Origin of the sequence: Roseibium sp., from assembly GCF_965276855.1 — a bacterium.
In the GTDB taxonomy this organism is placed as follows: domain Bacteria; phylum Pseudomonadota; class Alphaproteobacteria; order Rhizobiales; family Stappiaceae; genus Roseibium.
The window spans coordinates 2,991,187-3,014,967 of the sequence record NZ_OZ255700.1 but is presented as its reverse complement, the minus strand read 5'-3'; the positions used below and the strand labels follow the sequence as shown (position 1 = coordinate 3,014,967).

The 23,781-nt window shown below is 58.6% G+C and carries 23 protein-coding genes; 8 read left to right on the top strand and 15 right to left on the bottom strand.

Features of this window, described 5'->3' with window-relative positions; all coding sequences use genetic code 11:
* Nucleotides 1-93: 93 nt before the first annotated feature.
* Together ACQY4Z_RS13915 and ACQY4Z_RS13910 are read right to left on the bottom strand one after the other, a co-directional pair.
* On the bottom strand, nucleotides 94-1,308 hold the full coding sequence (locus ACQY4Z_RS13915) for a multidrug effflux MFS transporter (protein ID WP_428522180.1): 1,215 nt from the start codon (nucleotides 1,306-1,308) through the stop codon (nucleotides 94-96).
* On the bottom strand, nucleotides 1,305-1,766 hold the full coding sequence (locus ACQY4Z_RS13910) for a MarR family winged helix-turn-helix transcriptional regulator (protein ID WP_428522178.1): 462 nt from the start codon (nucleotides 1,764-1,766) through the stop codon (nucleotides 1,305-1,307). The genes ACQY4Z_RS13915 and ACQY4Z_RS13910 overlap by 4 nt, the downstream gene beginning before the upstream one ends.
* A gap of 218 nt (nucleotides 1,767-1,984) precedes the next feature.
* On the opposite strand from ACQY4Z_RS13910, the gene typA reads away from it, so the two are divergent.
* A complete protein-coding gene (typA, locus tag ACQY4Z_RS13905; RefSeq protein ID WP_428522176.1) occupies nucleotides 1,985-3,808 on the top strand; it encodes a translational GTPase TypA in 1,824 nt (607 codons plus the stop codon).
* A gap of 610 nt (nucleotides 3,809-4,418) precedes the next feature.
* Entirely contained in the window at nucleotides 4,419-4,706 is a 288-nt protein-coding gene (locus tag ACQY4Z_RS13900; RefSeq protein ID WP_428522174.1) for a GIY-YIG nuclease family protein, read from the top strand.
* Between the two features lie 809 nt (nucleotides 4,707-5,515).
* Here the strand turns inward: ACQY4Z_RS13900 and ACQY4Z_RS13895 are convergent.
* The gene (locus ACQY4Z_RS13895; protein WP_428522172.1) at nucleotides 5,516-5,941 is read right to left on the bottom strand and encodes a DUF4345 domain-containing protein; all 426 of its coding nucleotides are present in this window, start codon (nucleotides 5,939-5,941) and stop codon (nucleotides 5,516-5,518) included.
* A 24-nt stretch (nucleotides 5,942-5,965) separates the two neighbouring features.
* A complete protein-coding gene (locus ACQY4Z_RS13890) occupies nucleotides 5,966-6,793 on the bottom strand; it encodes an NAD(P)H-binding protein (protein WP_428522170.1) in 828 nt (275 codons plus the stop codon).
* 134 nt (nucleotides 6,794-6,927) lie between these two features.
* Here ACQY4Z_RS13890 and ACQY4Z_RS13885 point away from each other — a divergent pair, with 134 nt between their 5' ends.
* The 3 genes from ACQY4Z_RS13885 to ACQY4Z_RS13875 all read left to right on the top strand — a co-directional run bounded on the left by ACQY4Z_RS13885 (nucleotide 6,928) and on the right by ACQY4Z_RS13875 (nucleotide 9,757).
* On the top strand, nucleotides 6,928-7,923 hold the full coding sequence (locus ACQY4Z_RS13885; protein ID WP_428522168.1) for an AraC family transcriptional regulator: 996 nt from the start codon (nucleotides 6,928-6,930) through the stop codon (nucleotides 7,921-7,923).
* 104 nt (nucleotides 7,924-8,027) lie between these two features.
* On the top strand, nucleotides 8,028-9,080 hold the full coding sequence (locus ACQY4Z_RS13880) for a MaoC family dehydratase (protein WP_428522166.1): 1,053 nt from the start codon (nucleotides 8,028-8,030) through the stop codon (nucleotides 9,078-9,080).
* A gap of 65 nt (nucleotides 9,081-9,145) precedes the next feature.
* The gene (locus ACQY4Z_RS13875) at nucleotides 9,146-9,757 is read left to right on the top strand and encodes an HD domain-containing protein (RefSeq protein ID WP_428522164.1); all 612 of its coding nucleotides are present in this window, start codon (nucleotides 9,146-9,148) and stop codon (nucleotides 9,755-9,757) included.
* A gap of 4 nt (nucleotides 9,758-9,761) precedes the next feature.
* Here ACQY4Z_RS13875 and ACQY4Z_RS13870 read toward each other — a convergent pair whose 3' ends face one another.
* From ACQY4Z_RS13870 to ACQY4Z_RS13860, 3 genes are all read right to left on the bottom strand, one after another.
* Nucleotides 9,762-10,937 (bottom strand): L,D-transpeptidase family protein, encoded by a 1,176-nt coding sequence (locus ACQY4Z_RS13870; protein WP_428522162.1) that lies wholly within the window; start codon nucleotides 10,935-10,937, stop codon nucleotides 9,762-9,764.
* Nucleotides 10,938-11,267: 330 nt separating this feature from the next.
* Nucleotides 11,268-12,227: an acetyl-CoA carboxylase carboxyltransferase subunit alpha gene (locus ACQY4Z_RS13865; protein ID WP_428529562.1), complete on the bottom strand. Its 960-nt coding sequence runs from the start codon at nucleotides 12,225-12,227 to the stop codon at nucleotides 11,268-11,270.
* Nucleotides 12,228-12,462: 235 nt separating this feature from the next.
* Nucleotides 12,463-13,293 (bottom strand): DUF3108 domain-containing protein, encoded by an 831-nt coding sequence (locus ACQY4Z_RS13860; RefSeq protein WP_428522160.1) that lies wholly within the window; start codon nucleotides 13,291-13,293, stop codon nucleotides 12,463-12,465.
* Nucleotides 13,294-13,634: 341 nt separating this feature from the next.
* On the opposite strand from ACQY4Z_RS13860, the gene rpmB reads away from it, so the two are divergent.
* Together rpmB and ACQY4Z_RS13850 are read left to right on the top strand one after the other, a co-directional pair.
* A complete protein-coding gene (gene rpmB, locus ACQY4Z_RS13855) occupies nucleotides 13,635-13,931 on the top strand; it encodes a 50S ribosomal protein L28 (protein ID WP_055671930.1) in 297 nt (98 codons plus the stop codon).
* A gap of 17 nt (nucleotides 13,932-13,948) precedes the next feature.
* Entirely contained in the window at nucleotides 13,949-14,635 is a 687-nt protein-coding gene (locus ACQY4Z_RS13850; RefSeq protein ID WP_428522158.1) for a queuosine precursor transporter, read from the top strand.
* Between the two features lie 290 nt (nucleotides 14,636-14,925).
* Here the strand turns inward: ACQY4Z_RS13850 and ACQY4Z_RS13845 are convergent, their stop codons facing one another.
* The 5 genes from ACQY4Z_RS13845 to ACQY4Z_RS13825 form a co-directional block, all read right to left on the bottom strand.
* The gene (locus tag ACQY4Z_RS13845) at nucleotides 14,926-15,390 is read right to left on the bottom strand and encodes a GNAT family N-acetyltransferase (RefSeq protein ID WP_428522156.1); all 465 of its coding nucleotides are present in this window, start codon (nucleotides 15,388-15,390) and stop codon (nucleotides 14,926-14,928) included.
* 72 nt (nucleotides 15,391-15,462) lie between these two features.
* Nucleotides 15,463-16,494: an esterase-like activity of phytase family protein gene (locus ACQY4Z_RS13840; RefSeq protein WP_428522154.1), complete on the bottom strand. Its 1,032-nt coding sequence runs from the start codon at nucleotides 16,492-16,494 to the stop codon at nucleotides 15,463-15,465.
* Between the two features lie 15 nt (nucleotides 16,495-16,509).
* Entirely contained in the window at nucleotides 16,510-18,426 is a 1,917-nt protein-coding gene (cobT, locus tag ACQY4Z_RS13835; RefSeq protein ID WP_428522152.1) for a cobaltochelatase subunit CobT, read from the bottom strand.
* A 7-nt stretch (nucleotides 18,427-18,433) separates the two neighbouring features.
* The gene (gene cobS, locus ACQY4Z_RS13830; RefSeq protein ID WP_008192290.1) at nucleotides 18,434-19,420 is read right to left on the bottom strand and encodes a cobaltochelatase subunit CobS; all 987 of its coding nucleotides are present in this window, start codon (nucleotides 19,418-19,420) and stop codon (nucleotides 18,434-18,436) included.
* Between the two features lie 66 nt (nucleotides 19,421-19,486).
* On the bottom strand, nucleotides 19,487-20,086 hold the full coding sequence (locus ACQY4Z_RS13825; RefSeq protein WP_428522150.1) for a DnaJ domain-containing protein: 600 nt from the start codon (nucleotides 20,084-20,086) through the stop codon (nucleotides 19,487-19,489).
* A gap of 180 nt (nucleotides 20,087-20,266) precedes the next feature.
* Between ACQY4Z_RS13825 and ACQY4Z_RS13820 the strand changes: the two genes are divergently transcribed.
* The gene (locus ACQY4Z_RS13820) at nucleotides 20,267-20,530 is read left to right on the top strand and encodes a BolA family protein (protein ID WP_428522148.1); all 264 of its coding nucleotides are present in this window, start codon (nucleotides 20,267-20,269) and stop codon (nucleotides 20,528-20,530) included.
* A 21-nt stretch (nucleotides 20,531-20,551) separates the two neighbouring features.
* On the opposite strand, the gene ACQY4Z_RS13815 is transcribed toward ACQY4Z_RS13820, so the two are convergent.
* Genes ACQY4Z_RS13815 through ACQY4Z_RS13805 form a run of 3 tightly spaced genes read right to left on the bottom strand, consistent with a single transcriptional unit; the run spans nucleotide 20,552 to nucleotide 23,626 of the window.
* Complete coding sequence (locus tag ACQY4Z_RS13815) at nucleotides 20,552-21,844, bottom strand: HlyC/CorC family transporter (protein WP_428522146.1); 1,293 nt, start codon at nucleotides 21,842-21,844, stop codon at nucleotides 20,552-20,554.
* Nucleotides 21,841-22,989, bottom strand: coding sequence for a 3-dehydroquinate synthase (gene aroB, locus ACQY4Z_RS13810; RefSeq protein ID WP_428522144.1), 1,149 nt, complete (start codon nucleotides 22,987-22,989; stop codon nucleotides 21,841-21,843). Before aroB ends, ACQY4Z_RS13815 begins: the two co-directional genes overlap by 4 nt.
* Before the next feature lie 43 nt (nucleotides 22,990-23,032).
* Nucleotides 23,033-23,626 carry a shikimate kinase gene (locus ACQY4Z_RS13805; protein ID WP_428529560.1) on the bottom strand — a complete coding sequence of 198 codons (594 nt, stop codon included), beginning with the start codon at nucleotides 23,624-23,626 and terminating at the stop codon, nucleotides 23,033-23,035.
* Nucleotides 23,627-23,781 lie beyond the last annotated feature (155 nt).

Sequence of the window (23,781 nt, the reverse complement as noted above, 5' to 3'; positions counted from 1 at the left end):
CCACCAATTGGACCAGAAGTCTCGTCTGATGCCCCGCTCTTGACGGCAGGTCAAGCAAATGAATCCCGCGGACACGGGATAATCAAGACGTAGTTATTCGGCTGCGGCGTGCTGGGTGTCCTGGCCGCGGAGCAACAGGTAACAGACAACGCCTACCACCGGCATTGCCGGAAGCACAAAAGCAAGCCCGAGAACAGGATCACCGACAACGGCCACGATCAGGCTCGCAGCCACACCGCCGCCAAACTGAAGGAACCCCAGCATGGACGAAGCTGCGCCTGCAATGTGCGGGAACGGGGCCATGGAATCTGTAAAACTTGCCGGAAGAACAAACGCCAAGGCGAATACAAACAAGCCAACGGGTGCCATGACGGACGCAACGGAGGGCGCTTGTGTCAATGTCATGCCACACATCAAGACAGAGGCAACAACCAGCATCACCAATCCGAAGGGCACCAGCTTGTGCGCGTCAGTCACTTTCAACAGCTGACCGGTGACCACTGTGCCGAGGATAAATGACCCGGACTGCAGGATCATGGTGAGGCCGAAGATAGAGGGCGACAGGCCGACTTCGTAGATCAGCACGAAGGGCAGCACAGTTGCGAGGGCATAGATGTTGCCCAGGCCACAGCCGATTAGGATTGCCGGTGCGAGAAAGCGTGGATCTTTCAATAGCGTAGTGTAGTTGATGGCGAGCTGACGTGGGTTCAGGTGATGTTTGCCCGGAGACGGGTTCGTTTCCACTTGAAACACGGTCACGGCCGCCATCAGCGCCACGCCGTAGATCACCATGCACCAGAAGACTTCCCGCCAGCTGAACAACTCGAGGACAAACCCGCCGATCGTTGGCGAAAGCGCGGGCCCAAGCGCCAGCATCATGGCAATGGTGTTCATAATCCGCGCGGACGCCTGACCGGTGAATTGATCCCGCACAATTGCACGCGAGACAGAAATGCCGATCGCTGCGCCAACCCCTTGAAGGGCGCGGGCTGCCACCATGAACTCTACAGTGGGGCTGAATGTCGCCAGCACGCTGGAAATCAGATAGATGCCAAGAAACAGGATTGTGATCGGCTTGCGGCCGAAAGCGTCGGTCAATGGCCCGCACACCAGCTGGGTGGCAGCAAATCCGGCAAAATAGGATGTCAGGGTCAGCTTCACCGCACCATCAGTCGTGCCGAAAAACTCAACCAGCGCCGGCATGGCCGGTGTATAAAGCGCCATGGATATGGGCCCGACGGCCACAAGACCGGCGCCGAGCAGTGCCGTTCTGCGGGCACTCATCAAAGTGGCGGGTGTTGCTGTCATTTGCCCTTCCCGTTCGGCGAAAGCAGCAAAAGACTCTCTTTCATGTTTTGAAGAAGGGTTTCCAGCACCTTGCGGTCTTCCCCCATCACACCTTCCAGCGCGCGCGCCCGAACCCCCTCAAGAGCAACGCTGATGCGCTCCAGCAGCGGGTCGGCGTCTTCGGTCAGCAGCACCAGTTTCGCCCGTTTGTCGGACGGATCGGGTTGGCGCTTGATAAGGCCAGACTTTTCGAGCGAGTCGAGATAGCCCACCAGGGTCATCGGTTCCACGTACATCGCATCGGCCAAAACCGCCTGCCGTTGACCCGGCATCCGCCAGACGTAAAACAGTGTCCGCGCCTCGCCAACGGTCAACCCTGTCTCGACATCGGCAAGGGCCGCCTCGAACTGGCGGCGCAGCATGCGCGCCAGGTCAACAATCAGCATCGTCACACCGATATTGGGTGGAGGTAGTGTCATGAACAGCTCAAATTAATAAGGATACCTTACTAGTTAGGGCGGAGGTTCATTTCTGTCAATGCGCAGAACTACCACTGCATTGCACAATTCAAGGACTGCGCGTATAAAGGCGCCAAATTCGGCCCGGCAGAACCAGACTGCAGCCGATCCCGGAAATTCATATCCAGATGTGCTGCGGGTTCCCATGGGACCCGCTTCATGTCTTTTGGAGCCTACTCATGAAACTGCGTAACATTGCCATCATCGCGCACGTCGACCATGGCAAAACCACTCTGATCGACGTCCTCCTGAAGCAATCCGGTGCGTTCCGCGACAACCAGCGCACCGAAGAACGCATGATGGACTCCAACGACATCGAGCGCGAGCGTGGCATTACCATCCTGGCGAAGGTGACTTCGCTGGTCTGGAAAGACACCCGCATCAACATCGTCGACACCCCTGGCCACGCCGACTTCGGCGGCGAGGTGGAGCGCATCCTGCACATGGTCGACGGCGTGATCCTGCTGGTCGACGCTGCCGAAGGCCCGATGCCGCAAACGAAATTCGTTCTTGGCAAAGCACTGAAACTCGGCCTGAAGCCGATCGTTGCCATCAACAAGATCGACAAGCCGGAACAGCGCGCCGACGAAGTTCTGGACGAAGTGTTCGACCTCTTCGCATCGCTCGACGCCAACGAAGACCAGCTCGATTTTCCGGTCCTTTACGGCTCTGCCAAGCAGGAATGGATGGCGCTGGAGCCGGATGGACCGCAGGACAACATGGATCCGCTGTTCGACATGGTTCTCGACAAGGTCGCCGAGCCGGAAGCCGAAGACGGCGAGTTCAAGCTGCTGGCGACAACAATCGAATCCGACCCGTTCCTTGGACGCATCCTGACCGGCCGTGTCGTTTCCGGTACGGCGACGCCAAACATGGCCATCAAGGCCCTGTCGCGCGACGGCAAGCAGATCGAGACCGGCCGCGTCTCGAAAATCCTCGCCTTCCGCGGCCTGGAACGTCAGCCGATTGAAAAAGGTGAAGCCGGCGACATCGTCGCGATCGCGGGCCTGACCAAGGCAACCGTTGCCGACACGCTCTGCGCGCCGGGTGTTGACGAGCCGATCCAGGCCCAGCCGATCGACCCGCCGACCCTCTCCATGACCTTCCGGGTCAACGACAGCCCACTCGCCGGCACCGAAGGCTCCAAGGTTCAATCCCGCGTTATCCGCGAGCGCCTGATGAAGGAAGCCGAAGGCAACGTCGCACTGAAAGTGGAAGACACTGACGAGCCGGATGCCTTCATCGTTTCCGGCCGCGGCGAACTTCTGCTGGCGATCCTGATTGAGAACATGCGCCGTGAAGGCTTTGAGCTCGGCGTCGGCCGTCCGCGCGTCGTTTATCAATTCGATGAGGCCGGCAACCGTCTGGAGCCGATCGAGGAAGTCATCATCGATGTTGATGAGGAATTCTCCGGCGCCGTCGTTCAAAAACTTCAGGAACGCAAAGCCGATCTTCTGGAAATGAAGCCGTCCGGCGGCGGCCGCACCCGTCTGGTGTTCCACGCCCCGACCCGCGGTCTCATCGGCTATCAGGCAGAACTGATGTCCGACACCCGCGGCTCTGCGATCTTCAACCGGTTGTTCCACGCCTATGAGGCCTACAAGGGCCCGATCACAGGCCGCCACACCGGCGTTCTTCTGTCCAACGGCACGGGCGAGGCAGTGGCTTACGCGCTGTTCAACCTGGAAGACCGCGGCCTGATGATGATCGATCCGGGCACCAAGGTGTATCCGGGCATGATCGTGGGCGAGCACACCCGCGGCAACGACTTGGAAGTCAACGTCCTGAAAGGCAAGCAGCTGACCAACATCCGCTCTGCCGGCAAGGACGATGCGGTGAAGCTCACCACCCCGATCCGCCTGACGCTGGAAGCAGCGCTCTCCTACATCGCAGATGACGAGCTGGTGGAAGTCACCCCATCCAGCATCCGCCTGCGCAAGGCCGAACTCGACCCGCACGAGCGCAAGCGCCAGGAACGCGCCCTGAAAAAAGAAAGCGCCTGAGTTTTCTGATTTTCCAAGTGGTATCAAGTTGAAAAGCCCGGGTCGAAAGATCCGGGTTTTTTGTTTTTATCAACCTCTCCTGCCTTCATCCCATGCTTGACCATCATGGGCTCCCCACCGTCTCCGCCCGTTCCAGATAACTCCGGAGCCAATGGATCCCCGCACAAGGCGGGGATGACAGCCGATGGGTTTGGTGGGGCCTTACATTTTTTCATGGCGTTCTCGGAGCGAGAATCCCCGGATCAACTCCAGGACAACCGCAGCGGGCTTGGCAAACGCCATTCCCCGCACCCGGTCATCCCCGCCCCGCTAAGCGGAGGTGTGCGGGGATCCAATCCACTGGGCAGCATCGGCTGGAGAAATGCGGCCGCTCCAAACGCCAAAACTACGCCACCTCCTCCTGAACAGTCAGAAACCCATGGATCCCCGCACGAGGCGGGGATGGCGCCAGTGGGTTGGGCTTTGACTGCTGACTATCTTTGCCGCTCTGGAAACGCATGAGCCATGGAACAAGTGCGACGTGTTGGCTAACGGGCTGGTGCGACGTTGCCTTTTCCTCCGGTAGTCATCCCCGCCTTGTGCGGGGATCCAATCGCGCTCACATTATCTTATGGCGTTTTATGTCTACCTGTTGGCGAGCCGCAAAAACGGGACGTTTTACACCGGGGTGACCAACAACCTCGCACGCCGCATTCATGAGCACCGAGAAAAACAGGCCGAAGGCTTCACCCGCCGCTATGACGTAACTCGGCTGGTTCACTATGAGGTCTTTGAAACACCCGAAGACGCCATCCGGCGCGAAAAGCGCCTGAAACGCTGGCCACGGGCCTGGAAGATCAAGACAATCGAAGCGGCCAATCCAGATTGGCGGGACCTCTATGAGGACTTGAACCGATAGCTCTCTGTTTGGAAGTGAGGGATGTGGATCCCCGCATGAAGCGGGGATGACCGCAGCGGTTTTGGTGGGGCTGTACTTTTTCCGTGGCGTTCTCGAAACGAGAATTCCCGGATCAACTCCAGAACAACCGCAGCGGGTCTTACAAACGCTGTTCCCCCAACCGGTCATTCCATGGTCAAGCCATGGGATGACGGCGGAGTGTCGAAAAAGGCTGTTGCCCTCCGCGCCGTCCCGGCCTCTGAGCCGGGACCAAAACCGGACAGACAGGTCCCGGATCAAGTCCGGGACGGCCAAGCGCACATGCGATGCCGGAGAGTCCAAAAATCTTATCCACGCCCCTGACCCCTGCCCGTATACTTCTCCGTGCCTGTTCAACGGGCTTTCCGGGGGACCGTCCCTTGGGAGGGAACAGGCCGGGCGGGGCTGGGGGAAAAAGGTAACGGTTCTTTCCTGGCAGGTCCGGTGGTCAATGATCCCGGGGACCGTAGACCCGGGTGAAGCGGTGCGGAGGTGGCAACACCCAAGCGTCTGTTCGTGAGGCGGATCCACCATTGCCATGAGAAACAGCCCGGGCGGGGCGTGACAGCTTTTGCCGAAGAAACACTTTAAACAAGTAGCGCAAGGCAATGCTTGGCGCGCCTCGCCACTCCTGTCTCAAACGGGCGGCGATACAGCAAAAACGCCGGAGGAGGTCCTCGCGGCGCTTTTGGTTCTGGCGCAGTCTGATTGCGCCGTGCCTGTTTTTGCCATGTCTGTTTGTGCCATCCCGGCCTTTGAGCCGGGACCAAGGCCGCGGGAGAAGTTCCCGGTCAGGCGGTCCTTTGCGTGAGCGTTGAAATCCGGACTGCATTGGTCTGCCGGACCACACTCAAGAGGCACAGCCCGCCAATCACCAGCTCAACCACCAGCGCCGTCACCAGCCCGCTGTGCGGTGCGCCATCCAGACCCAGGCTGACAAACCGGCCAAACGCATAGGCAAGAAATACGGTGGCACCAAGCGCTGCGGAAAGCCGGCTCACCTTGGATAGGAACGCTCCGGCCAGAATGAGAGCCCCAAGCGCTGCCAGGTTGGCGCCCGGTGCGCGCAGCTCATTCAAAAGGCTCGGATTGCTGCCGAGGACGATGTCATAGGCGGCGTAAAAGCCTGCCGGCACGGCGGTGATGGCAAGGCCGATGCCGAGCGCCGTGACACCGGCGACGCCAAGGATTGCTCTGTCAAACCATGAGATTTGCATAATCGATCTCCTTTTTCGCAGACCTCAAGCAGCTGCCGACCAAGCACCGGAGCACGCCGCATCCCGGGCATAATCCGCAAAATCTTTCGGCGGGCGGCCAAGAGCGCGCTGCACCCCATCGGCAAGATGGGCGTTGCGGCCATCCAGCGTTTCGCGGGCGATCTCGGTAATGACACCGGCGATCATCTCGCCGCTGGAGCGGGCAACTTCTGCATGAAATTCTTCGAAGGAGATCGGCAGATGCTGAACGGTTCGTCCGATCGCAGTGGAAAGTTCCTGCGCCATATCGGCAAAGCTCAAAAGGCGAGGGCCAGTGACCTCGTAAAGTTCACCGTCATGCCCGTCCTCGGTCAGCGCTGCGACCGCCACCGCTGCAATGTCATCGACATCGACGATCGGTTCGCGGATATCACCGCCCGGCATCGGCAGCACACCGGCCATAACGGGCTCAAACAATGCGCCTTCCGAGCAATTCTGCGCAAACCAGGCCGCACGGACAATGGTGAAGGCAAGTCCGGACGTGCGGACAACTTCTTCGGCGCGTTCCGCGTGATGCTCGCCGCGGCCGGTCAAAAGCACCAGTTTTTCAACACCGGCATCCTTCGCAGTTTTGGTGAAAGCCTCGACCTGCTCCACAGCGCCGGGTACGGCAATGTCGGGAAAGTAAGACACATAAGCAGCCGAGACGTCCTGAAGTGCCGGGCCCCAGGTTTGCGGCTGCTCCCAATCAAACGGCACCGGCGCGCTGCGAGATCCGCGGCGAACGGAAATACCTTTGTCTTCAAGCGATTTGGCGATGCGGGAGCCGGTCTTGCCGGTCGCGCCGATTACGAGAATGGTTTTGTCTTCCATGGGTCCTCTCCGGATCAAATGTTGCGATGACCCGAAAATACGGATTTCAAAGAGACGAACAATTCTCAAACGTCTTCACTTATTATCCGATCGTCCAGAGAATATGGACGAACAGGAAACTTCGTGGCACAGTCATGTACATGATGATGACCGCGACCCCGCATGTGCCGAACCCGGATGCCATTGCCCAGCCGCTTGGCGACCCGCTTGGTGAAATCCTGCACCTTCTAAAACTCACCGGTACATTTTATTGCCAGTCCCGGCTCACCGCGCCCTGGGGCGTCGCGATCCCGGGCTTCGAGAACGTGATGAGCTTTGCCGTGATCATCGGCGGGCGCTGCTGGATGACGGTAGGCGGCGGTGACCCGTTTCAGGTGGAAAAAGGCAACCTGGTGCTGATGACCAAAGGCGCAGAGCTGAACCTCCGGAGCGATCTGAATGCCCCGCTTCTGACACTTGATGTGTTGCCGATCCGAAAGGTTACCGAGCTTTATGAAACGCTGGAATTTGGCGGCGGCGGTGAGGAAACCAGCATCATGTATGGCATCGTCCGCCTTGATCATGCTGCCAGCGGGCTGTTGATGCAGCTCTTGCCTGAAGTTCTGAAGATTGACACCTGGACCGAAGATGCCGGCAGCTGGTTGCAGGGCACGCTGCAATTCATTGCAAGGGAAGCACGCGAGCTCAGACCGGGCGGCGAAACCGTGATCACGCGTCTTGCCGATGTTGTGGTGATCGAAGCGATCCGCCGCTGGATCAACACGGCGCCGGAGGCTAACAAAGGCTGGCTGAAAGCCGCCCGCGATCCACAGATCGGCCGGGCGGTGCTGGCAATTCACAGGGCTCCGGCCGTGAGCTGGACGCTGGAAACGCTGGCCGACGTTGCCGGCATGTCGCGTTCGGCCTTCTCCGCCCGTTTCACAGAACTCGTTGGGATGCCCGCAATCGAATACCTGACCGTCTGGCGGATGCATCTTGCCCGTGCACGGCTCCTGGAGACAAACCAGCCCATCGCCGCCATATCGGCCAGTCTCGGCTACCAGTCGGAACCGGCCTTCAACCGGGCCTTCAAACGAGTATTTCACGTACCGCCTGGACAGGTCCGGAAACCCCGTGCTGCCAAAATCTGACGCTCGGTCACTGACACTTGGCGCCCTTTCGCCTTTTAGGGGCCTTTTCTTGTGCGCCGCAAACAGGTTTAATCCGGCCAATGCAAATTTCACGGGAGGCACGGGTGAGCAAGACGAACGCGGGTAATTTTTTCGAGGACTTTCAAATCGGTCAGGTGATCAAACACGCCACACCGCGCACTGTCACATCCGGCGACCAGGCGCTGTACACCGCGCTTTACGGCTCCCGTTTCGCGGTCCAGTCCTCCGATGCTTTCGCCCGCGCGCTCGGCTATGCCCACGCTCCGGTGGACGACCTCCTGACGTTCCATGTGGTCTTCGGCAAGACCGTTCCGGACATCTCTCTGAACGCCGTTGCCAATCTTGGCTATGCCGGTGGCCGGTTCCTTGCGCCGGTTTATCCAGGCGACACACTGTCGACCGTCTCCGAAGTGATCGGCAAGAAGGAAAACTCCAACGGCAAGACCGGCGTCGTTTACGTGCGCTCCACCGGCTATTCGGACGACGGCACGGAAGTGCTGGATTATGTGCGCTGGGTCATGGTGAAGAAGCGCGATGTAACAAGTCCACCCCCGGATGCTGTGGTACCCGATCTGCCCGCCGCCATCGACCCGCAAGCCCTCGGCAACGCCGTGCCGCTGCTTGATACCGTACACTGGGAAAATGACCTCTCCGGATCGCCCTTCCGCTGGGCTGATTACGAAGTCGGCGAGAAAATCGACCATGTCGACGGCATGACCGTGGAAGAGGCCGAGCACCAGATGGCGACCCGGCTATACCAGAACACGGCCAAGGTGCATTTCAACCTGCACACGGAAGCGGAAAGCCGCTTCGGCAAACGCCTGATCTATGGCGGCCATGTGATTTCGCTGGCCCGGGCGCTGTCCTTCAACGGCCTTGCCAATGCCTTCCATGTCGCCGGGATCAATGGCGGCCGGCATGTGGCACCGCTCTTCGCCGGCGACACCGTCTATGCCTGGTCGGAAGTTCTGGAAAAGGCAGAGATCGATGGCCGGTCGGACGTTGCCGCCTTGCGGCTGCGGCTCGTCGCCACGAAAAACCGCGCCTGCGCCGATTACCCGCTGAAGGATGCCGACGGCAAGTACGAAGACGGCGTCATTCTCGACTTCGACTACTGGGCCTTGATGCCGAAATAGCGGGATAGACTTTCCAAACCAAATCGGAGAGCGTTCCGGTTCAAAAACCAACTGGAGGCAAGCTGATGAAAACGGTATCTTTCACACAGATGAAGGACGGCACCAAGGCGGATTACGATCTTCTGGCGGAGGCCGAAAAGCCGTTTCATGCAGCAACAGCAGAGCGGATCCTCGCCGAGCTGAAACGGCAGGACGAGGACACCATGACGGGTTACAAGATCACCCGGATGGAGCATGGCCTCCAATCGGCAACCCGTGCGCTCCGGGAAGGCGCCGACATCGACTGGGTGGTCGGCGCGCTCTTGCATGACATCGGTGATGGTTTGGCACCGCAGAACCACGACCGGTTTTCCGCCGAGGTTATCCGCCCGTTCGTGCGCGACGAGGTTGCCTGGGTGGTTGAACATCATGGCATCTTCCAGATGCTTTACTACGCAAAGCATTACAACTGGGATGAAAACGCCCGCGACCAGTTCAAGGATCACCCGCATTTTCAGGCGTGCGCGGATTTCTGCGAGCGCTGGGATCAGGCGTCCTTCGATCCGGACTACAACAGCGAACCGTTGGAGACTTTCGAGCCGATGGTGCGCGAGGTCTTTGGGCGCAAGGCCTATGATCCCGCGGTCATCCGTGAGGGCATCTCTACCGGGCTGCCAGAGCTCTCAAACAAGACATAAGGCTTTAGGGCTTTTGGGCCGGCACCACATCGGTCGCGATCGGACCAACACCAGCTTCTGCAGCCTTTGGCCCGAAAGGCACCCAGCGCTTGAAGAAGTTGGCTGTGGAGCTTGAACGGCTTTCATTGTTGGCTGCAAAAGCGGCTTCCACCGGTTGAGTTTCTGCAGGAGACTCAGTGCTGGCAACGGCCGTGGATGGCGTCTCGGCCGGTGCAGCTTCAGATGCGGCTGAGACAGACTCTACCGTGCCCTCGTCACCGAAGCTCAGGACCTCGGCAATCTGGCTTTGGCGGTCTTCCCAACGCTGTTTACGCTCTTCGCGGGCATCAAGCCGCGCGACGATGGTCTCGAATTTCTCGTTGTCGCGGTTCTGCTTGGCCGCAACCGCCATGGCAATGCGCGGGCTGACTTCATAGGCCGGGCACTTCCCACGCGCGCGGAACGGCACACCGTCGACCAGTGTTGTCGCATCAAAGACGTATTTCTTTTCGCAAACAGAAATTGCCGGAGGGGTGTTGGTCACCTCGAAATGATCATATCCGGTCTTGAGCATCTTCCAGAAGGCCAAGTGCTGACTGTCATTGTGCTTTGCCAGGTTTTCAGGCGTCATGCGGAAAGGAAAGGCCTGCACCTGGAAGGACTTTGCCCCGCCCTTGAAGCTGTCGCGGGCAAGCGCGTAGATATCCTGCACCTGTTCATCTGTCATGGCATAACAGCCGCGCGAGGAACACGCGCCGTGAACCATCAGATGTGAGCCAGTCCGTCCGTGCGCCTGGTCATACCGGTTCGGGAACCCGAGGTTGAACGCCAGATGATAACTTGAATTCGGGTTCATCAAGGCCGGTGTCACCTCATAAAAACCTTCCGGAGCCTGCCGGTCACCTTCCTTGAATTTCGGACCAAGTTTGCCGGACCATTTGCAGATCTCAAACTCTTCCAGCAGCTTGAATTTGCCCGTCCGCGTTTGCTTCCAGACCTCCAGTTCGGATTCTTCCTTGAAGATCCGGATCATGATCGGTGACGTGGAGGACATGTTGAGGTCGGCCATCTTGCGCTTGATGGACGCACTCACAGGGGCTTTGTGCTTGTTGGGCCCAGAGGCGAAGTCGTCTGCCTGGCAGCCAACCAGCACGCCGGCCAAAAGAACGGCTGCAACGCGGGTATACGCACGTTTAGGCATGCGTTGGTGGTCCGCCGGCCGGTTGTCCGCTGAAGACGAGAAACGCCTGAAGATCATGTACCTGTCCCAAACTGATCGGATCTTGTTCAGCCCATTGCGTATAGGCTGATCAAAATTCCCATCTCGCCCCCAAGACCAAGCTAGGCAAGGATGGTTGATGATACGTTACTGTACCTGCAGAAAGGCAGCGAACCACAATCCGGTGATAAACACAGCTATTCCGCTGGCGCTTTTCGCAGTTATGCCTCAGTGACGGCAGAATCTGGCCACACAATGGCGAAAAGCCGCCAAGTGGCGGCCTTTCATCAAAATCTCGTCAGAAAAGACGGATCAGGACAGAGTCCGGCCAATAGCGATGAACTTCTCGCGCCGCTGCTTGCGCAGCTGATCGGCGCTCAGTCCCGCCAGTTGCTTCAACTCTTCTTCAATTGCGGACCCAGCTGTGTCGATAACGATTTCACGGGCACGATGCGCACCGCCGACCGGTTCATCAACTATGCCGTCAATAACGCCCAGCTGTTTCAAATCTTGAGCTGTGATCTTGAGAGCTGTTGCTGCGTCCTGAGCCTTGGCGCTGTCGCGCCACAAGATGGATGCCGCCCCTTCCGGCGAAATCACCGAATAGATTGCATGTTCCATCATCAAGACCTTGTTGGCCGTGGCGACTGCGATCGCGCCACCTGAGCCGCCCTCACCGATCACCACGGCAACAGACGGCGTTCCAAGCCCAAGACCGGCATCCGTGGACCGGGCGATTGCCTCGGATTGACCACGCTCTTCGGCACCGCGGCCTGGATAAGCACCGGATGTGTCCACAAACGAGATTAGCGGCAAGCCGAAACGCTCAGCCATTTCCATGACGCGCACAGCCTTGCGGTAGCCTTCCGGGCGCACCATGCCGAAGTTGTGTTTCAGCCGGGTTTCTGTGTCGTGACCTTTTTCCTGGCCAAGCACGGCAACGGACTGGCCACGGAACCGGCCGATACCGGCCACAAGCGCATGGTCTTCAGCGAAGTTCCGATCACCTGCGAGCGGAGTAAAATCCTCGATCAGCCCGGTGATGTATTCAATCGCATGCGGCCGGTCCGGATGACGGGCCACCAGTGTTTTCTGCCAGGGTGTCAGCTTCGCGTAGATGTCTTTCAGCGTCTGCGCGGACTTCGTTTTCAGCCGGTCGATCTCGCTTTCAACATGAACAGCTTCACCATCTTCTGCGGCCAGTGCCCGCAATTCCTGGATCTTGCCTTCGATGTCGGCGACGGGCTTTTCGAATTCCAAATAGCTGTGCATGTACTCGCTAACCTGAAACATGTCGGACCCGCAGCTTTTTACGGTGCCGAAAATCAAGAGCCGGCAGCACAGGTGTCCCACCGGCATGGTTATGAGGGCTGTATCAAGAGACGGGAAGTGGTGCAAGCTTTCCCGGCAACTCAGATCCCGCCAGCCTGATCAACTTCTGCAACAGACTGGCTTGGCATTCAATAGAAGACCATCGGACGCAGGAGGTTGGATTCCGGTAACAAAGCTATCGTGCGGCCCGATCGCTGCCATTGCCATCAATGTTGAGTTTCGAAGCCTCAACCAGCAACCGGCCGTTTTTCGTTGCAATCGAAATCCGGTACGGCACCAGAACATTGTCCCGGCCCATTGGCGCAACCCAGATCTCCATGGGTGCCTTCGCCATGTATTTCACGGACGCCTTGGATGGACGGTGACCGGCAACCGGAACCCATTTGGCTTTGCACACCACAACCGGGCCGTCATAGCCGCGGCCGGAAACTTCCTTTGTGCCCTGATAGGACAGTTTGATGTCAAACCGGGTCCAACCGTCAAAAATCGGCAATTTGCGCGAGCAGGCTTTCGGACCAAGACTGTCTTTCGCCCGCCGGACCGGCATCAACGCCGCGCTCAAAGGATCCATCGCATTGCGGCGATGGCGTTTGGTTACCTTGATACGTTCCGCATTCGGTTTGAACTTCGGCGTTACTTCCATGGACCGGATGTTGCCCGAGCCCTGGTTCAGGTTGACAAAGAAATCCAGATTGGCCGCATGAGAGGCCATCCGGTACTTGGACGGGACCACCTTCGAACCCACGAGCCATCCCGACGCTTCGGCACCGCCCTTTCCGGTCGAAAACAACGTTCCGATTCCGGCAGGTTCCATCGCGACCTTGGCCGAATAGGCATTGCCCTGCATCACCAGGGAGAGCGTCCCCCGAGCGACCTTGAACCCGGCAATCGATATGGAATAGACGCCCCCGACGGTGCTTTTCTTCGCGTGCGCCGGAGCAATCAGAAGAGCTCCTGCCAGAAACGGCAGAACTGCCATCCGTCCAATTGACTTTATACCAATCACTTCAAAACCTCCGCGCCGCACTGCCGGCGGCGTTCGCGCCCCCGCGCCAAGGATGTTCCGCAAGGTCAACAATAACATGAAATCACCCTTGCGAACCGTGTCAATTCTTCTAAATCTTGGTAACTCACTGGTTAACGCATTGCCGAATGCGGAATAAAAGTAAGGAATCGCATCAAAGGCGCGCAGATGTCTTGACGTTCGCGCACACTCCCTTTATAGCGGGGCAACTTTTTTCCGAGAATTGCCGGAGACGATGTCGCCGGACCTCAGGTCCGCGCCGCTTCCGGTTGGTCTTGCTGGGTTCCTGTAACGGCCCAGCCACAAAAACAAAAGGTGATATGATGGCTCGCCGTTGCGAACTCTCTGGCAAAGACGTGATGACAGGCAACAACGTCTCTCACGCAAACAACAAATCCCGCCGCCGGTTCCTGCCGAACCTGTGCAACGTGTCCCTGATGAGCGACACGCTCGGCGAAACCTTCAAGCTGAAAGTCAGCGCCCACGCTCTGCGTTCCGTTGAGCACCGCGGTGGCCTTGATGCGTACCTGATGAAAGCTTCCGACGCTGAGCTTTCCGACAATGCGCGCAAGATCAAAGTCAGCATCAAGCGCAAGCAGGAAGAAGCTGCTGCTGCTTAACCCTTAAGGGGTACAAAATGGAAAAAACCCGGAGTTTTTCCGTGGCTGATCTCGCCATCGCGGTCTTCGCGATGGCGATTGTCGTTGTGGCCTCGAATTTTCTGGTCCAGTTCCCGGTCGAGCACACGCTGGCCGGAGTTAACCTGGCGGACCTCTTGACCTGGGGTGCCTTCACCTATCCGATCGCATTTCTGGTCACCGACCTGACCAACCGGCGCTTTGGCCCGTCCGCAGCGCGGAAAGTCGTTCTGACCGGCTTTGTGATCGCGATCGTCGTTCCGATGGTGTTCTGGACGTTCAACGAAGCCTTCACGACCCCGCGGATTCTCGTCGCCTCAGGAACAGCATTCCTCGTTGCCCAACTGCTCGACGTGACGATTTTCGACCGCCTCCGCCGCTTGACCTGGTGGAAAGCGCCGATCGCCTCGTCTCTGATCGGCTCCATGATCGACACCCTGCTGTTCTTCGGAATTGCCTTTGCTGCGGCCTTCGCCTTCATCGATGTCAGCTTTGGCATGGAAGACGGCTCGCTTGCGTTCCCGGTTCCGTTCCTCGGGGTTGCCGATGCCTTCCAGGTCCCGCTATGGGCTTCGCTGGCTGTGGGTGACTTCATGGTCAAGATGCTGGTCGCTGTCGCACTGCTTGCACCGTACCGGATCGTGCTGAACATGTTCCAGCCGCAGCCCAACGGATCAGTCGCCTAAAGGCTCAAACCTCTTAGAACGCATCATCAAGGCGCCGCTCCGGCGCCTTTTTGCTTGATGGCAAACCCTTGACGTTCCGTCGTCATCCCGGCCAGACAAAGCGCAAGTCGGCATCGGGACACCACAAATCTATCGACTTCAACAATACTCGTGCCAACGGGCTCTGGCGCGCCGATCCCGGGTCTCCGCATACGCTTCGCCCGGGATGACCCAAATGGTTTTTGCCGACAGCTTTAAGGACATCCGAAGAAGCGCCTTTTTTGGGGATTCCTACGCCCAATTCACGCAGACTATAAGTCCTTCCGCATTATGAAATTCAGCCGCTTCTGCTCTTCAAAGGTCTCAAACGTGTCCCATCCTGCCTTCAGGTAAAAGCCTTCTGCGTTTGGCGTATAGAGGTAGAGCCGATTTATGCCTGCGCTTCGGGCCAGCGCCTCCAGTTCCTCGACCAGACGGGATCCATATCCTTTTCCTCGGAATTGCGGCTCTACATACAAACCGGCCAGCCAAGGATTAAGGTCAGGCCTGTGTTCAACGTCATTCAGGCAAAGGGTAACCATCCCGGCAGGCGTTTGTTCTTCCAGCAGCACAAGAACGGTCGGTATCTGATCGTCACTTTTTGCACTCTGCACATCAAAGTCCACAGCGTCAGCGCGTGTGTACACGCTATCTTGCATAAACGCATCCCATCGCCATGCAGCGGTGATCTGCGCGAGTTCTGGATTGTCCTTGGTACTGATGATGCTCGGCCGCATGATAGTGTTGCCTCAGGTTGGTTAAACCTAAGATGGTAACTTGAGGGCCCCGCCGCCACTACTTAAGACACTTTACTTATCCAGCCGAAACCGCAACAAAAGCGTACGCTGCAACAGCGAGCGGTTGTTGTCGGACAAAAGTGTCAGGATGGTTTCACCGGCTGCATTCTGGTGAACGGCCAGCGCTTCCATGTTATCGATCTGGTAATTGAAGTCCGCCTCCAGAAGGATTTCCCCATCCAAGACAGCCCCGGCCTTGAGATCGCTGCCAAGAAGCCGCCGCAACCTGAGGCCAATCAGGTCTTTCATGTTGAAGCGCCGCTCCATCAGGAGAAGATCCCCGTCGGGCAGGAACGCAGCATCTGTCACATCAAAGCGGTCATGGCGTTTGATGGAGAACTCTTCAGCACCGTCCGGGCCAAGGACAAACCCGAGGAAATTGTGTTCATCGCTGGGTGTTGTTTCGCTGATCGCGATCAGTTGGCCGTCAAGTGGGCCACCTGCCGGTCCTGCGGCCAGCGCTTCGATGCCCGTGTTGCGCGGCAATCTGTCGAGCGCCTTCGGCAAGGCCAGCTGGCCGAGCATTCTTTCATCCCCGGTCAGGAGCGGCCACTCATAATGATAAACCGCGTGATTGCGCTCTGCAGACACGTAAAGGCCAGTGGCATTGAGGGTCAGCGCCTCGGTGTCATGCCCCCAGCGGGCCCTGAGTGATTTTCCGTCCGCCCCCAACAAAACGGCATAGCGCAGATCTGCCAAACCCGTTGGAGCACCTTCATCTGTTTGCTCAACCGTTGCGGCAACCCAATGGCCATTGTCCGTGACCGCCAGCAGGCGATTTCCGTTATCAAGACTGATCACCCCGGACAATCCGCCGGTCTTGCGGTCGGACGCCAGGATCTCAAATCCGCCCAGAAACGTCAGCTTCCCGAACTCGGTATTGGAATGGCCGATATGGAAGGTCTCAATCGGCCGTGTCTTCACCCGGACCTGTTTTGCCTCATCCAGGAGACTTTCGGCCGACACGAGCGCGGAAAACGACAGAACCGCTGCAGCCAGTCCGGCTGCAGCGGTTCCGATAAACCTGGAGAAGAAAGCGCTCATGCCCTCACCGCTCACTCATCGGCGCCCAGCCCGGCGCTGGCGGCCTCTGCCGAATTGCGCCGCCATCTGGACCTCGTCGTCAAAGAGGTCGGCGAGCTGATCGGTCATGGCCCCGGCAAGCTCCTCGGCATCGACAATGGTGACAGCACGGCGATAGTAGCGTGTCACGTCGTGGCCGATGCCGATAGCAATCAGCTCCACCGGCGAGCGCGTTTCAATGTCCTCGATCACATGGCGCAGGTGACGCTCCAGATAGTTGCCCGGATTGACCGATAAGGTCGTGTCATCAACCGGTGCGCCATCGGAAATCATCATAAGGATGCGGCGTTGTTCCGGCCGGGCCATCAACCGGTCATGCGCCCAGAGCAGCGCCTCCCCATCGATGTTCTCTTTCAGGAGGCCCTCGCGCATCATCAAGCCGAGATTGCGCCGGGCACGCCGCCAGGGCGCATCAGCGGACTTGTAGATGATATGCCGTAGATCATTCAGCCGGCCCGGTGTTGGCGGTTTGCCCGCGCCAATCCAGCTTTCGCGCGACTGACCGCCCTTCCAGGCTTTCGTGGTGAAGCCGAGAATTTCGACTTTCACGCCGCACCGTTCCAGCGTCCGCGCAAGAATGTCGGCACAGGTGGCCGCCACCGTGATCGGCCGGCCGCGCATGGAGCCGGAGTTGTCCAGAAGCAGCGTGACGACGGTGTCCCGGAAGTTGGTATCCCGCTCTTGCTTGAACGCCAGAGGTGCCATCGGGTCGGTCACAGCTCGGGTCAGGCGCGCAGTGTCCAGAAGACCTTCTTCAAGGTCAAAATCCCAGGCCCGGTTCTGCTGGGCCATCAACTTGCGCTGTAACCGGTTGGCAAGGCGGGCCACGGCCCCTTGCAGATGGGTCAGCTGCTTGTCGAGGAAACCGCGAAGCCGGTCCAGCTCGGCGGTGTCACACAGTTCTTCAGCCGTGATCGTTTCATCGAACTGGGTCGTGAACACCCGGTAATCGGATTCAGGCGGCTTGTTGGAGAACGGATGATCCTGACGGTCGCTTTCGCCGGCTTCTTCAGAATCGTCAGCCATATCCTGGTCGACCATCTGGTCGAAGTCGGCTTCAGAGGCTTCCGTGTCACCGGCGTCCTGCTCTTCCCCGGAAAGTTCCATTTCCTGAGGTGCAGCTTCCTGCTCACCGCTGTCGTCTTCGGTGTCCTCCCCGGTTTCGGCCTCGTCGTTGTTGCCGGCGTCTTCGTTCTGATCGGGATCGAGGTCCTCGTCCTGCTCACCCAGCTCATCCGCCATATCGAGGGACTTAAGGACGTCGCGCAAACGCGAGGCAAATCCGTTTTGGTCCTCGACCTCGGCTTCGAGACCGTCAAGCTCCGCGCCGGCCTTGCTTTCCACCCAGTCGCGCCACATGTCGACCAGCTTGGCCGCACTTTCCGGCGGCTTGGCACCGGTCAGGCGTTCACGGACGATCAGCGACAGAGCGTCTTGAAGCGGGGCTTCTTCCCGGCTCGCAATGTCCGGCGCGCCGGACTTGCGATACTTGTCGTTGAGCATCACGGCCAGGTTGTCGGCCACCCCCTGCATCCGGCGGGCGCCGACCGCTTCACAGCGTGCTTGTTCAACGGCCTCGAAGATCGCCCGCGCATCCATGCCCTGGGGCATGTTTTTGGCGTGAACAGCCTTGTCGTGGCACGCGATCTTGAGCGCCATGGAATCCGAGAGCCCGCGTGTGACCGCGACCTCATGCGCATTCAGCTTTCGGGACGGTTCAGGCAAGCGGGCAGACAGACCCGACAAGCCCGGCCGGTCGCCGGAGAAGGTGACTTCCAGCTCCGCCTCGCCCGAAATCGCCCGCATGGTTCCTGCGACGGACTGTTTCAGCGGTTCCGTCGTCGGGGCGGGCTTGTTGCCCGGAAGAGAGTTGCTACCTGGCCGCGGCGCCATCGGGACCTCAGCTCATTACAACGTTGACAGCGGATTCCGGCAGATCCTCACCGAAGCAGCGTTGATAGAACTCTGCCACAAGTGACTGCTCCATGTCGTCGCACTTGTTCAGAAAGGTCAGACGGAAGGAGAAGCCGACATCACCAAAGATTTCCGCGTTTTCCGCCCAGGTGATGACCGTCCGCGGGCTCATCACAGTAGAGAGATCTCCGTTGATGAATGCGTTCCGGGTCATGTCCGCAAGACGAACCATCTTGGACACCGTGTTCCGGCCTTCATCGTTCTGGAAGTGCTTGGCCTTCGACAGAACAATGTCGACTTCGTTGTCGTGCGGCAGATAGTTCAGCGTGGTGACGATCGACCAGCGGTCCATCTGTGCCTGGTTGATCTGCTGCGTGCCGTGATAAAGACCGGACGTATCGCCGAGCCCGACCGTGTTGGCAGTTGCGAACAACCGGAAGGCGGCGTGCGGGCGGATGACCCGGCTCTGGTCGAGAAGCGTCAAACGGCCCGAAGACTCCAGAATCCGCTGGATTACGAACATCACGTCCGGACGGCCTGCATCGTATTCGTCGAACACCAGCGCAACATTGTGCTGATAGGCCCACGGCAGAATGCCGTCCTTGAATTCGGTAACTTGCTGACCGTCCTTCAGAACAATTGCGTCTTTACCGACCAGATCGATACGCGAGATGTGACTGTCGAGGTTGACCCGGATACACGGCCAATTCAGACGCGAGGCAACCTGCTCGATGTGCGTCGATTTGCCCGTCCCGTGGTAGCCGGTCACCATCACGCGGCGATTGTGCGCAAAACCCGCCAGAATTGCGAGGGTCGTTGCCCGGTCAAAAAGATAATCGGGATCCGGTTCCGGCACATGCTCTGACGGCGTGGAAAAGGCCGGTACCTTCAGGTCCGACTTGAAGCCAAACACCTCTTCGACGGAAATTTCAGTATCCGGCATCGCCATGGCCGCAGTCGTCGTCTCAGTCATCAGTCCTCCGCAGTCCCGGAGCGCCGGGATGGGTCGTTTGGGAAAAGCAAGCAGGGGCCTGCAAGCTTAGAGGAAACCGGCCTTTTTCAGAACGTTGTACGCCTGAATGATTTCCCGCAGGCGGTCTTCCGAAGAGCGATCCCCGCCATTGGCATCCGGATGGTTTAATTTCACAAGTTCTTTATAGCGCGCTTTGATTTCGCTTCCACGTGCTGTGTACGGCAGATTGAGCACATCAAGCGACCGTTTTTCAAGCGTCAAAAGCTTTCTTTCGCGCGGACGGCGCACTTGTTCGGCCCGGCGTTGCGCATTGCCGCGCATCGATGCCCTTGCGTCAAACCCGTCAGGTCCATCGGCCGCCTGCCGGTTGACGCCCATTTTCCAGGTCGGGCGGTGCCCGGTCAGGCTGTCCTTCTGGTAACTGCGGACGTCATCGTCGCCCATACCGTTGAAGTAGTTATACGTCTTATTGTATTCGCGAACATGGTCGACGCAGAAGTGAAAGTACTGGCCTTCGCGGTCCCGGCCCTTTGGCGCCTTGTGTGTACCAGGGCGATTACACCCCGGGTGTTCACAAACGGGATGCCGGTCCTCGGACATCCGCTCCTTGCGCTCTTTGTCCGGCTTCACCCGGATGCTGTCGAATATTTTTGAATCGAGTTTCATTGGGTCGATTATGGGATCTTGTATCCACCGGGCAAGCCGGTGACGGTGGTATTTGGCCGTCTTCCAAAGTCTTTTGGACGATGAACCCGGCGCAGGAAATCAAACAGCCTGAGACAATATCAGGCTGTACAGCACACGCCTAGACTTGAACTTTTAATCCGTGCTCCCCAAAGTCCGGACATGAGCATGAAACAGACCATTACCGACAAACTGACGGCCGCTTTTGCACCGTCTCATCTCAACGTCATCGACGAATCAGAAAACCATCGCGGACATGGTGGGTGGCGCGAGGGCGGCGAAACCCATTTCCGGGTTCAGATTGCCGCTGACGCCTTTCAGTCGATGTCCCGCGTCGGACAGCACCGCGCGATCAATGACGTTCTGGCAGACGAACTTGCCAGCAGCGTTCACGCGCTGGCCATCGAAGTCAAAAAAGCCGAATAGTTCTCGGGCGCACCGATCGGATCAAGCAGAAGCCGCCGCCCGGATTTTGCTGAGTGGCATGATCCGGAGCCGTGTGATCCGGTTTTTCTCCCGCCGCAGAACCGTGAAGCGGAACCCGTGGAACGTGAAGATCTGACGCTCTTCCGGGATCATCCGCGCCTCATGAATAACCAGGCCGGCAATGGTCGTTGCCTCGTCATCCGGCAAGTTCCAATCCGCTGCGCGATTGAGATCCCGGATCGGTACAGAGCCATCAACAATGACGGAACCGTCCGCTTGCGGACGCAAGCCTTCCAGCTCCAGATCATGTTCGTCCGCAATCTCGCCGACGATCTCTTCAAGAATATCTTCCAGCGTCACGAGGCCCATCACCTCGCCGTATTCGTCGACGACGAGAGCAAAGTGCGCCTTCCGACGCAGGAAGGCGTTCAGCTGGTCCTGCAGACTGGTCGTGTCCGGAACAAACCAGGCCGGTGCGGCTATCTCCAAAATGTTGATTTTGGAGGTGTCGCCCTTCGCGGAATTGAGTGCGCGCAGCAGATCCTTGGCGTGCAGGACCCCAACAAAGTTGTCACTTTCCCCGCGCCACAGCGGCAGGCGGGTGTGAGGCGAGGCAAGGGCTGCCTCAACCAGATTGGCCGGGTCTTCGTCTGCGTTGAGCGCCACCATGTTTGTCCGGTGGACCATCACATCGGAGACTTCCAGCTCAGCCAGATCCAACAAACCGCCGATACGGTCACGCTCGCCTTTTTCCAGACCGCCTTCCATGTGCTGCAAATCAACGGCGCCACGCAGTTCCTCATGCGCGGACAGGATTGACGCATCGTCTCCGATATTCACGCCGAGCATCTTCAGGAGCATGCGCACGATCCATTCGACCCCAATCACAACCGGGCCGAACACCGCGACAACAACGCGCACGATCGGCGACACCGTCAACGCGAACCGCTCGGGATTGGAAATCGCCCAGGTTTTGGGAAGAACTTCCGCAAAAACCAGGACGAGCGCGGTCATGACCAAAGTCGCAATTGCCACGCCGGCTTCGCCGAACAGCGCCAGAAAAACTGTTGTCGCCAGAGCTGAGGCAAGAATGTTGACCAGATTGTTGCCCAGCAAGAGCGCGCCGATCAGGCGTTCCCTCGACGCAATCAACCGCCCCGCAACCCGGGCTCGCCAGTCTCCGGTTTTTTCAAGCTGGTGCACCCTTGCGCGCGACGCAGCAGTCAGCGCTGTTTCGGAGCCGGAAAAGAAACCGGACAGAAACAGAAGAAAAAAGATGGCGGCAATGGAGAGCCAGAGTGCGGTCTCGGTCATGGGTTCAGTTTTTCCTTTAAGAACTCTGACACCAGATAGGGATCAACACCCTTTTCGACAAAGGCCTCCCCGATTCCCTTCGTCAAAACGAACGTCAATGCGCCCCGGCTCACCTTTTTGTCCTGCGCAATCAGATCCATGAACACTTCGACACCGGGCAGTTGCCCCGGAATATCGGTGATCCGGATCGGCAGTCCGACATCTGTCAGGTGCTTCTCAACCCGGCCAACAGTGTCTGCCCCAATCAGGCCGAGTTTTTCAGAAAACTCATGCGCCAACATCATGCCGATGGAAACACCTTCACCATGCACAAGACGCTCGGTTTCATAGGACACTGCGCCCTCCAGCGCATGACCAAATGTATGGCCGAGATTCAGAAGCGCCCTGCGGCCGGATTCCAGTTCGTCGGCGGCAACAACATCGGCTTTTGCCTGGCAGGACCGGGCAACGGCATCGTCCCGTTCTTGTCCGCCAGCAAAGATGCCCTGCCAGTTGGTTTCCAGCCACGCAAAGAAGTCCGCATCACCAAGAAGGCCATACTTCGCGACTTCAGCGTAACCGGCCCGGAAATCGCGCGGAGTGAGCGTGTCCAGAATTGCCGTATCGGCCAATACGAGCGCCGGCTGATGAAACGCGCCAATCAGGTTCTTGCCGTGACGCGAGTTGATCCCGGTTTTTCCGCCGACGGAACTGTCGACCTGCGCCAGCAAGGATGTTGGCACCTGGATGAAGGCCATGCCCCGGCGCACCGCAGACGCCACAAACCCGGTCAAGTCACCAACCACACCGCCGCCCAGAGCAACGATTGCGTCGTTGCGTTCAAGCCGTGCGTTCAGGACTTCATCGCACAAACGCTCAAACTGCGAAAAGCACTTGGTGCTCTCCCCGGCCGGCACCGTGATCGGCGTGAAGTCAATCCCCGCCTTCTCCAGGCTGGCCCCAAAAGCTGAAAGGTGAAGTCTGGCGACATTTTCATCCGCAATGACCGCCAGCCGGGCGCCCGGCAAAACCGCGGCAATTTCCGCTCCTGCTGTTTCCAGAACATTCCGTCCGATGCGGATATCGTAACTGCGCGCCCCGAGGTCCACCCGAACGGTTTGCATTGCTTGCGACGTGTTGGCGTCAGCGGCGTCCAGATTTGCCATTTGCTTGATTTCCAAACTGCAATGGTTGTCAGAAAAGGCTGCGTCAGCCTTGTCCATAAAGGTGGTCTGCGAGGGTCAGGACGATCTGGTCAACAACGGCCTCGTGCGGCACGTCTTTCGAGGTCACCGTCAATTTTGCCTGTGCGTAGACCGGTTCGCGTTCGGCCATCAGCTTGCGCATGGTGCCTTCCGGATCTGGATTGCGCAGAAGCGGACGCGTTGATCGCCGGCGCACCCGCGCCATGACAGTCTCAAAATCCACCTTCAGCCAGATCGACAGGCCATGTGCCTCAATTTCCGACCGGGTCGTATCGCTCATGAAAGCACCGCCCCCGGTGGCCAGAACCTGCGGCCCTTCTTGCAGAAGCCGGGCAATCACACGCTCTTCGCCGCTGCGGAAGTAGGGCTCGCCATGTTCTGCGAAGATTTCCGAAACGGTCATATTCGCAGCGCGTTCAATCTCGCTGTCGGCGTCCACAAATTCCAGGCCGAGCCTCTGAGCAAGACGTTTGCCCACCGTTGATTTGCCGCAGCCCATAATGCCGACCAGCACAATCGACCGGTTGCCGAGTGCAGCAACGAGAGTCTTCAGATCAACCGTGTCCTCTTCCCTGTCATTGGCTGGGTTCTGGGACATCTGGGTGTTTTCGTGTTTCTTCATGGCGGCGTTTTACCATATTCGCTGCAAAACGCACGAGGGCACAGCGCGAAACATCAGCGCTTGTGCTGCGCAGCGAACTTGCAACAATCAACAGCTTGGGGAACCATGCCAAGAAGTCTGATTCGACACCA

What these genes read in the sequence shown, in the direction of transcription:
- ACQY4Z_RS13915 (WP_428522180.1), bottom strand. Translation starts at nt 1,308, where the DNA reads ATGACAGCAACACCCGCCACTTTGATGAGTGCCCGCAGAACGGCACTG.
- ACQY4Z_RS13910 (WP_428522178.1), bottom strand. Translation starts at nt 1,766, where the DNA reads ATGACACTACCTCCACCCAATATCGGTGTGACGATGCTGATTGTTGAC.
- typA (WP_428522176.1), top strand. Translation starts at nt 1,985, where the DNA reads ATGAAACTGCGTAACATTGCCATCATCGCGCACGTCGACCATGGCAAA.
- ACQY4Z_RS13900 (WP_428522174.1), top strand. Translation starts at nt 4,419, where the DNA reads ATGGCGTTTTATGTCTACCTGTTGGCGAGCCGCAAAAACGGGACGTTT.
- ACQY4Z_RS13895 (WP_428522172.1), bottom strand. Translation starts at nt 5,941, where the DNA reads ATGCAAATCTCATGGTTTGACAGAGCAATCCTTGGCGTCGCCGGTGTC.
- ACQY4Z_RS13890 (WP_428522170.1), bottom strand. Translation starts at nt 6,793, where the DNA reads ATGGAAGACAAAACCATTCTCGTAATCGGCGCGACCGGCAAGACCGGC.
- ACQY4Z_RS13885 (WP_428522168.1), top strand. Translation starts at nt 6,928, where the DNA reads ATGTACATGATGATGACCGCGACCCCGCATGTGCCGAACCCGGATGCC.
- ACQY4Z_RS13875 (WP_428522164.1), top strand. Translation starts at nt 9,146, where the DNA reads ATGAAAACGGTATCTTTCACACAGATGAAGGACGGCACCAAGGCGGAT.
- ACQY4Z_RS13870 (WP_428522162.1), bottom strand. Translation starts at nt 10,937, where the DNA reads ATGCCTAAACGTGCGTATACCCGCGTTGCAGCCGTTCTTTTGGCCGGC.
- ACQY4Z_RS13865 (WP_428529562.1), bottom strand. Translation starts at nt 12,227, where the DNA reads ATGCACAGCTATTTGGAATTCGAAAAGCCCGTCGCCGACATCGAAGGC.
- rpmB (WP_055671930.1), top strand. Translation starts at nt 13,635, where the DNA reads ATGGCTCGCCGTTGCGAACTCTCTGGCAAAGACGTGATGACAGGCAAC.
- ACQY4Z_RS13850 (WP_428522158.1), top strand. Translation starts at nt 13,949, where the DNA reads ATGGAAAAAACCCGGAGTTTTTCCGTGGCTGATCTCGCCATCGCGGTC.
- ACQY4Z_RS13845 (WP_428522156.1), bottom strand. Translation starts at nt 15,390, where the DNA reads ATGCGGCCGAGCATCATCAGTACCAAGGACAATCCAGAACTCGCGCAG.
- ACQY4Z_RS13840 (WP_428522154.1), bottom strand. Translation starts at nt 16,494, where the DNA reads ATGAGCGCTTTCTTCTCCAGGTTTATCGGAACCGCTGCAGCCGGACTG.
- cobT (WP_428522152.1), bottom strand. Translation starts at nt 18,426, where the DNA reads ATGGCGCCGCGGCCAGGTAGCAACTCTCTTCCGGGCAACAAGCCCGCC.
- cobS (WP_008192290.1), bottom strand. Translation starts at nt 19,420, where the DNA reads ATGACTGAGACGACGACTGCGGCCATGGCGATGCCGGATACTGAAATT.
- ACQY4Z_RS13825 (WP_428522150.1), bottom strand. Translation starts at nt 20,086, where the DNA reads ATGAAACTCGATTCAAAAATATTCGACAGCATCCGGGTGAAGCCGGAC.
- ACQY4Z_RS13820 (WP_428522148.1), top strand. Translation starts at nt 20,267, where the DNA reads ATGAGCATGAAACAGACCATTACCGACAAACTGACGGCCGCTTTTGCA.
- ACQY4Z_RS13815 (WP_428522146.1), bottom strand. Translation starts at nt 21,844, where the DNA reads ATGACCGAGACCGCACTCTGGCTCTCCATTGCCGCCATCTTTTTTCTT.
- aroB (WP_428522144.1), bottom strand. Translation starts at nt 22,989, where the DNA reads ATGGCAAATCTGGACGCCGCTGACGCCAACACGTCGCAAGCAATGCAA.
- ACQY4Z_RS13805 (WP_428529560.1), bottom strand. Translation starts at nt 23,626, where the DNA reads ATGTCCCAGAACCCAGCCAATGACAGGGAAGAGGACACGGTTGATCTG.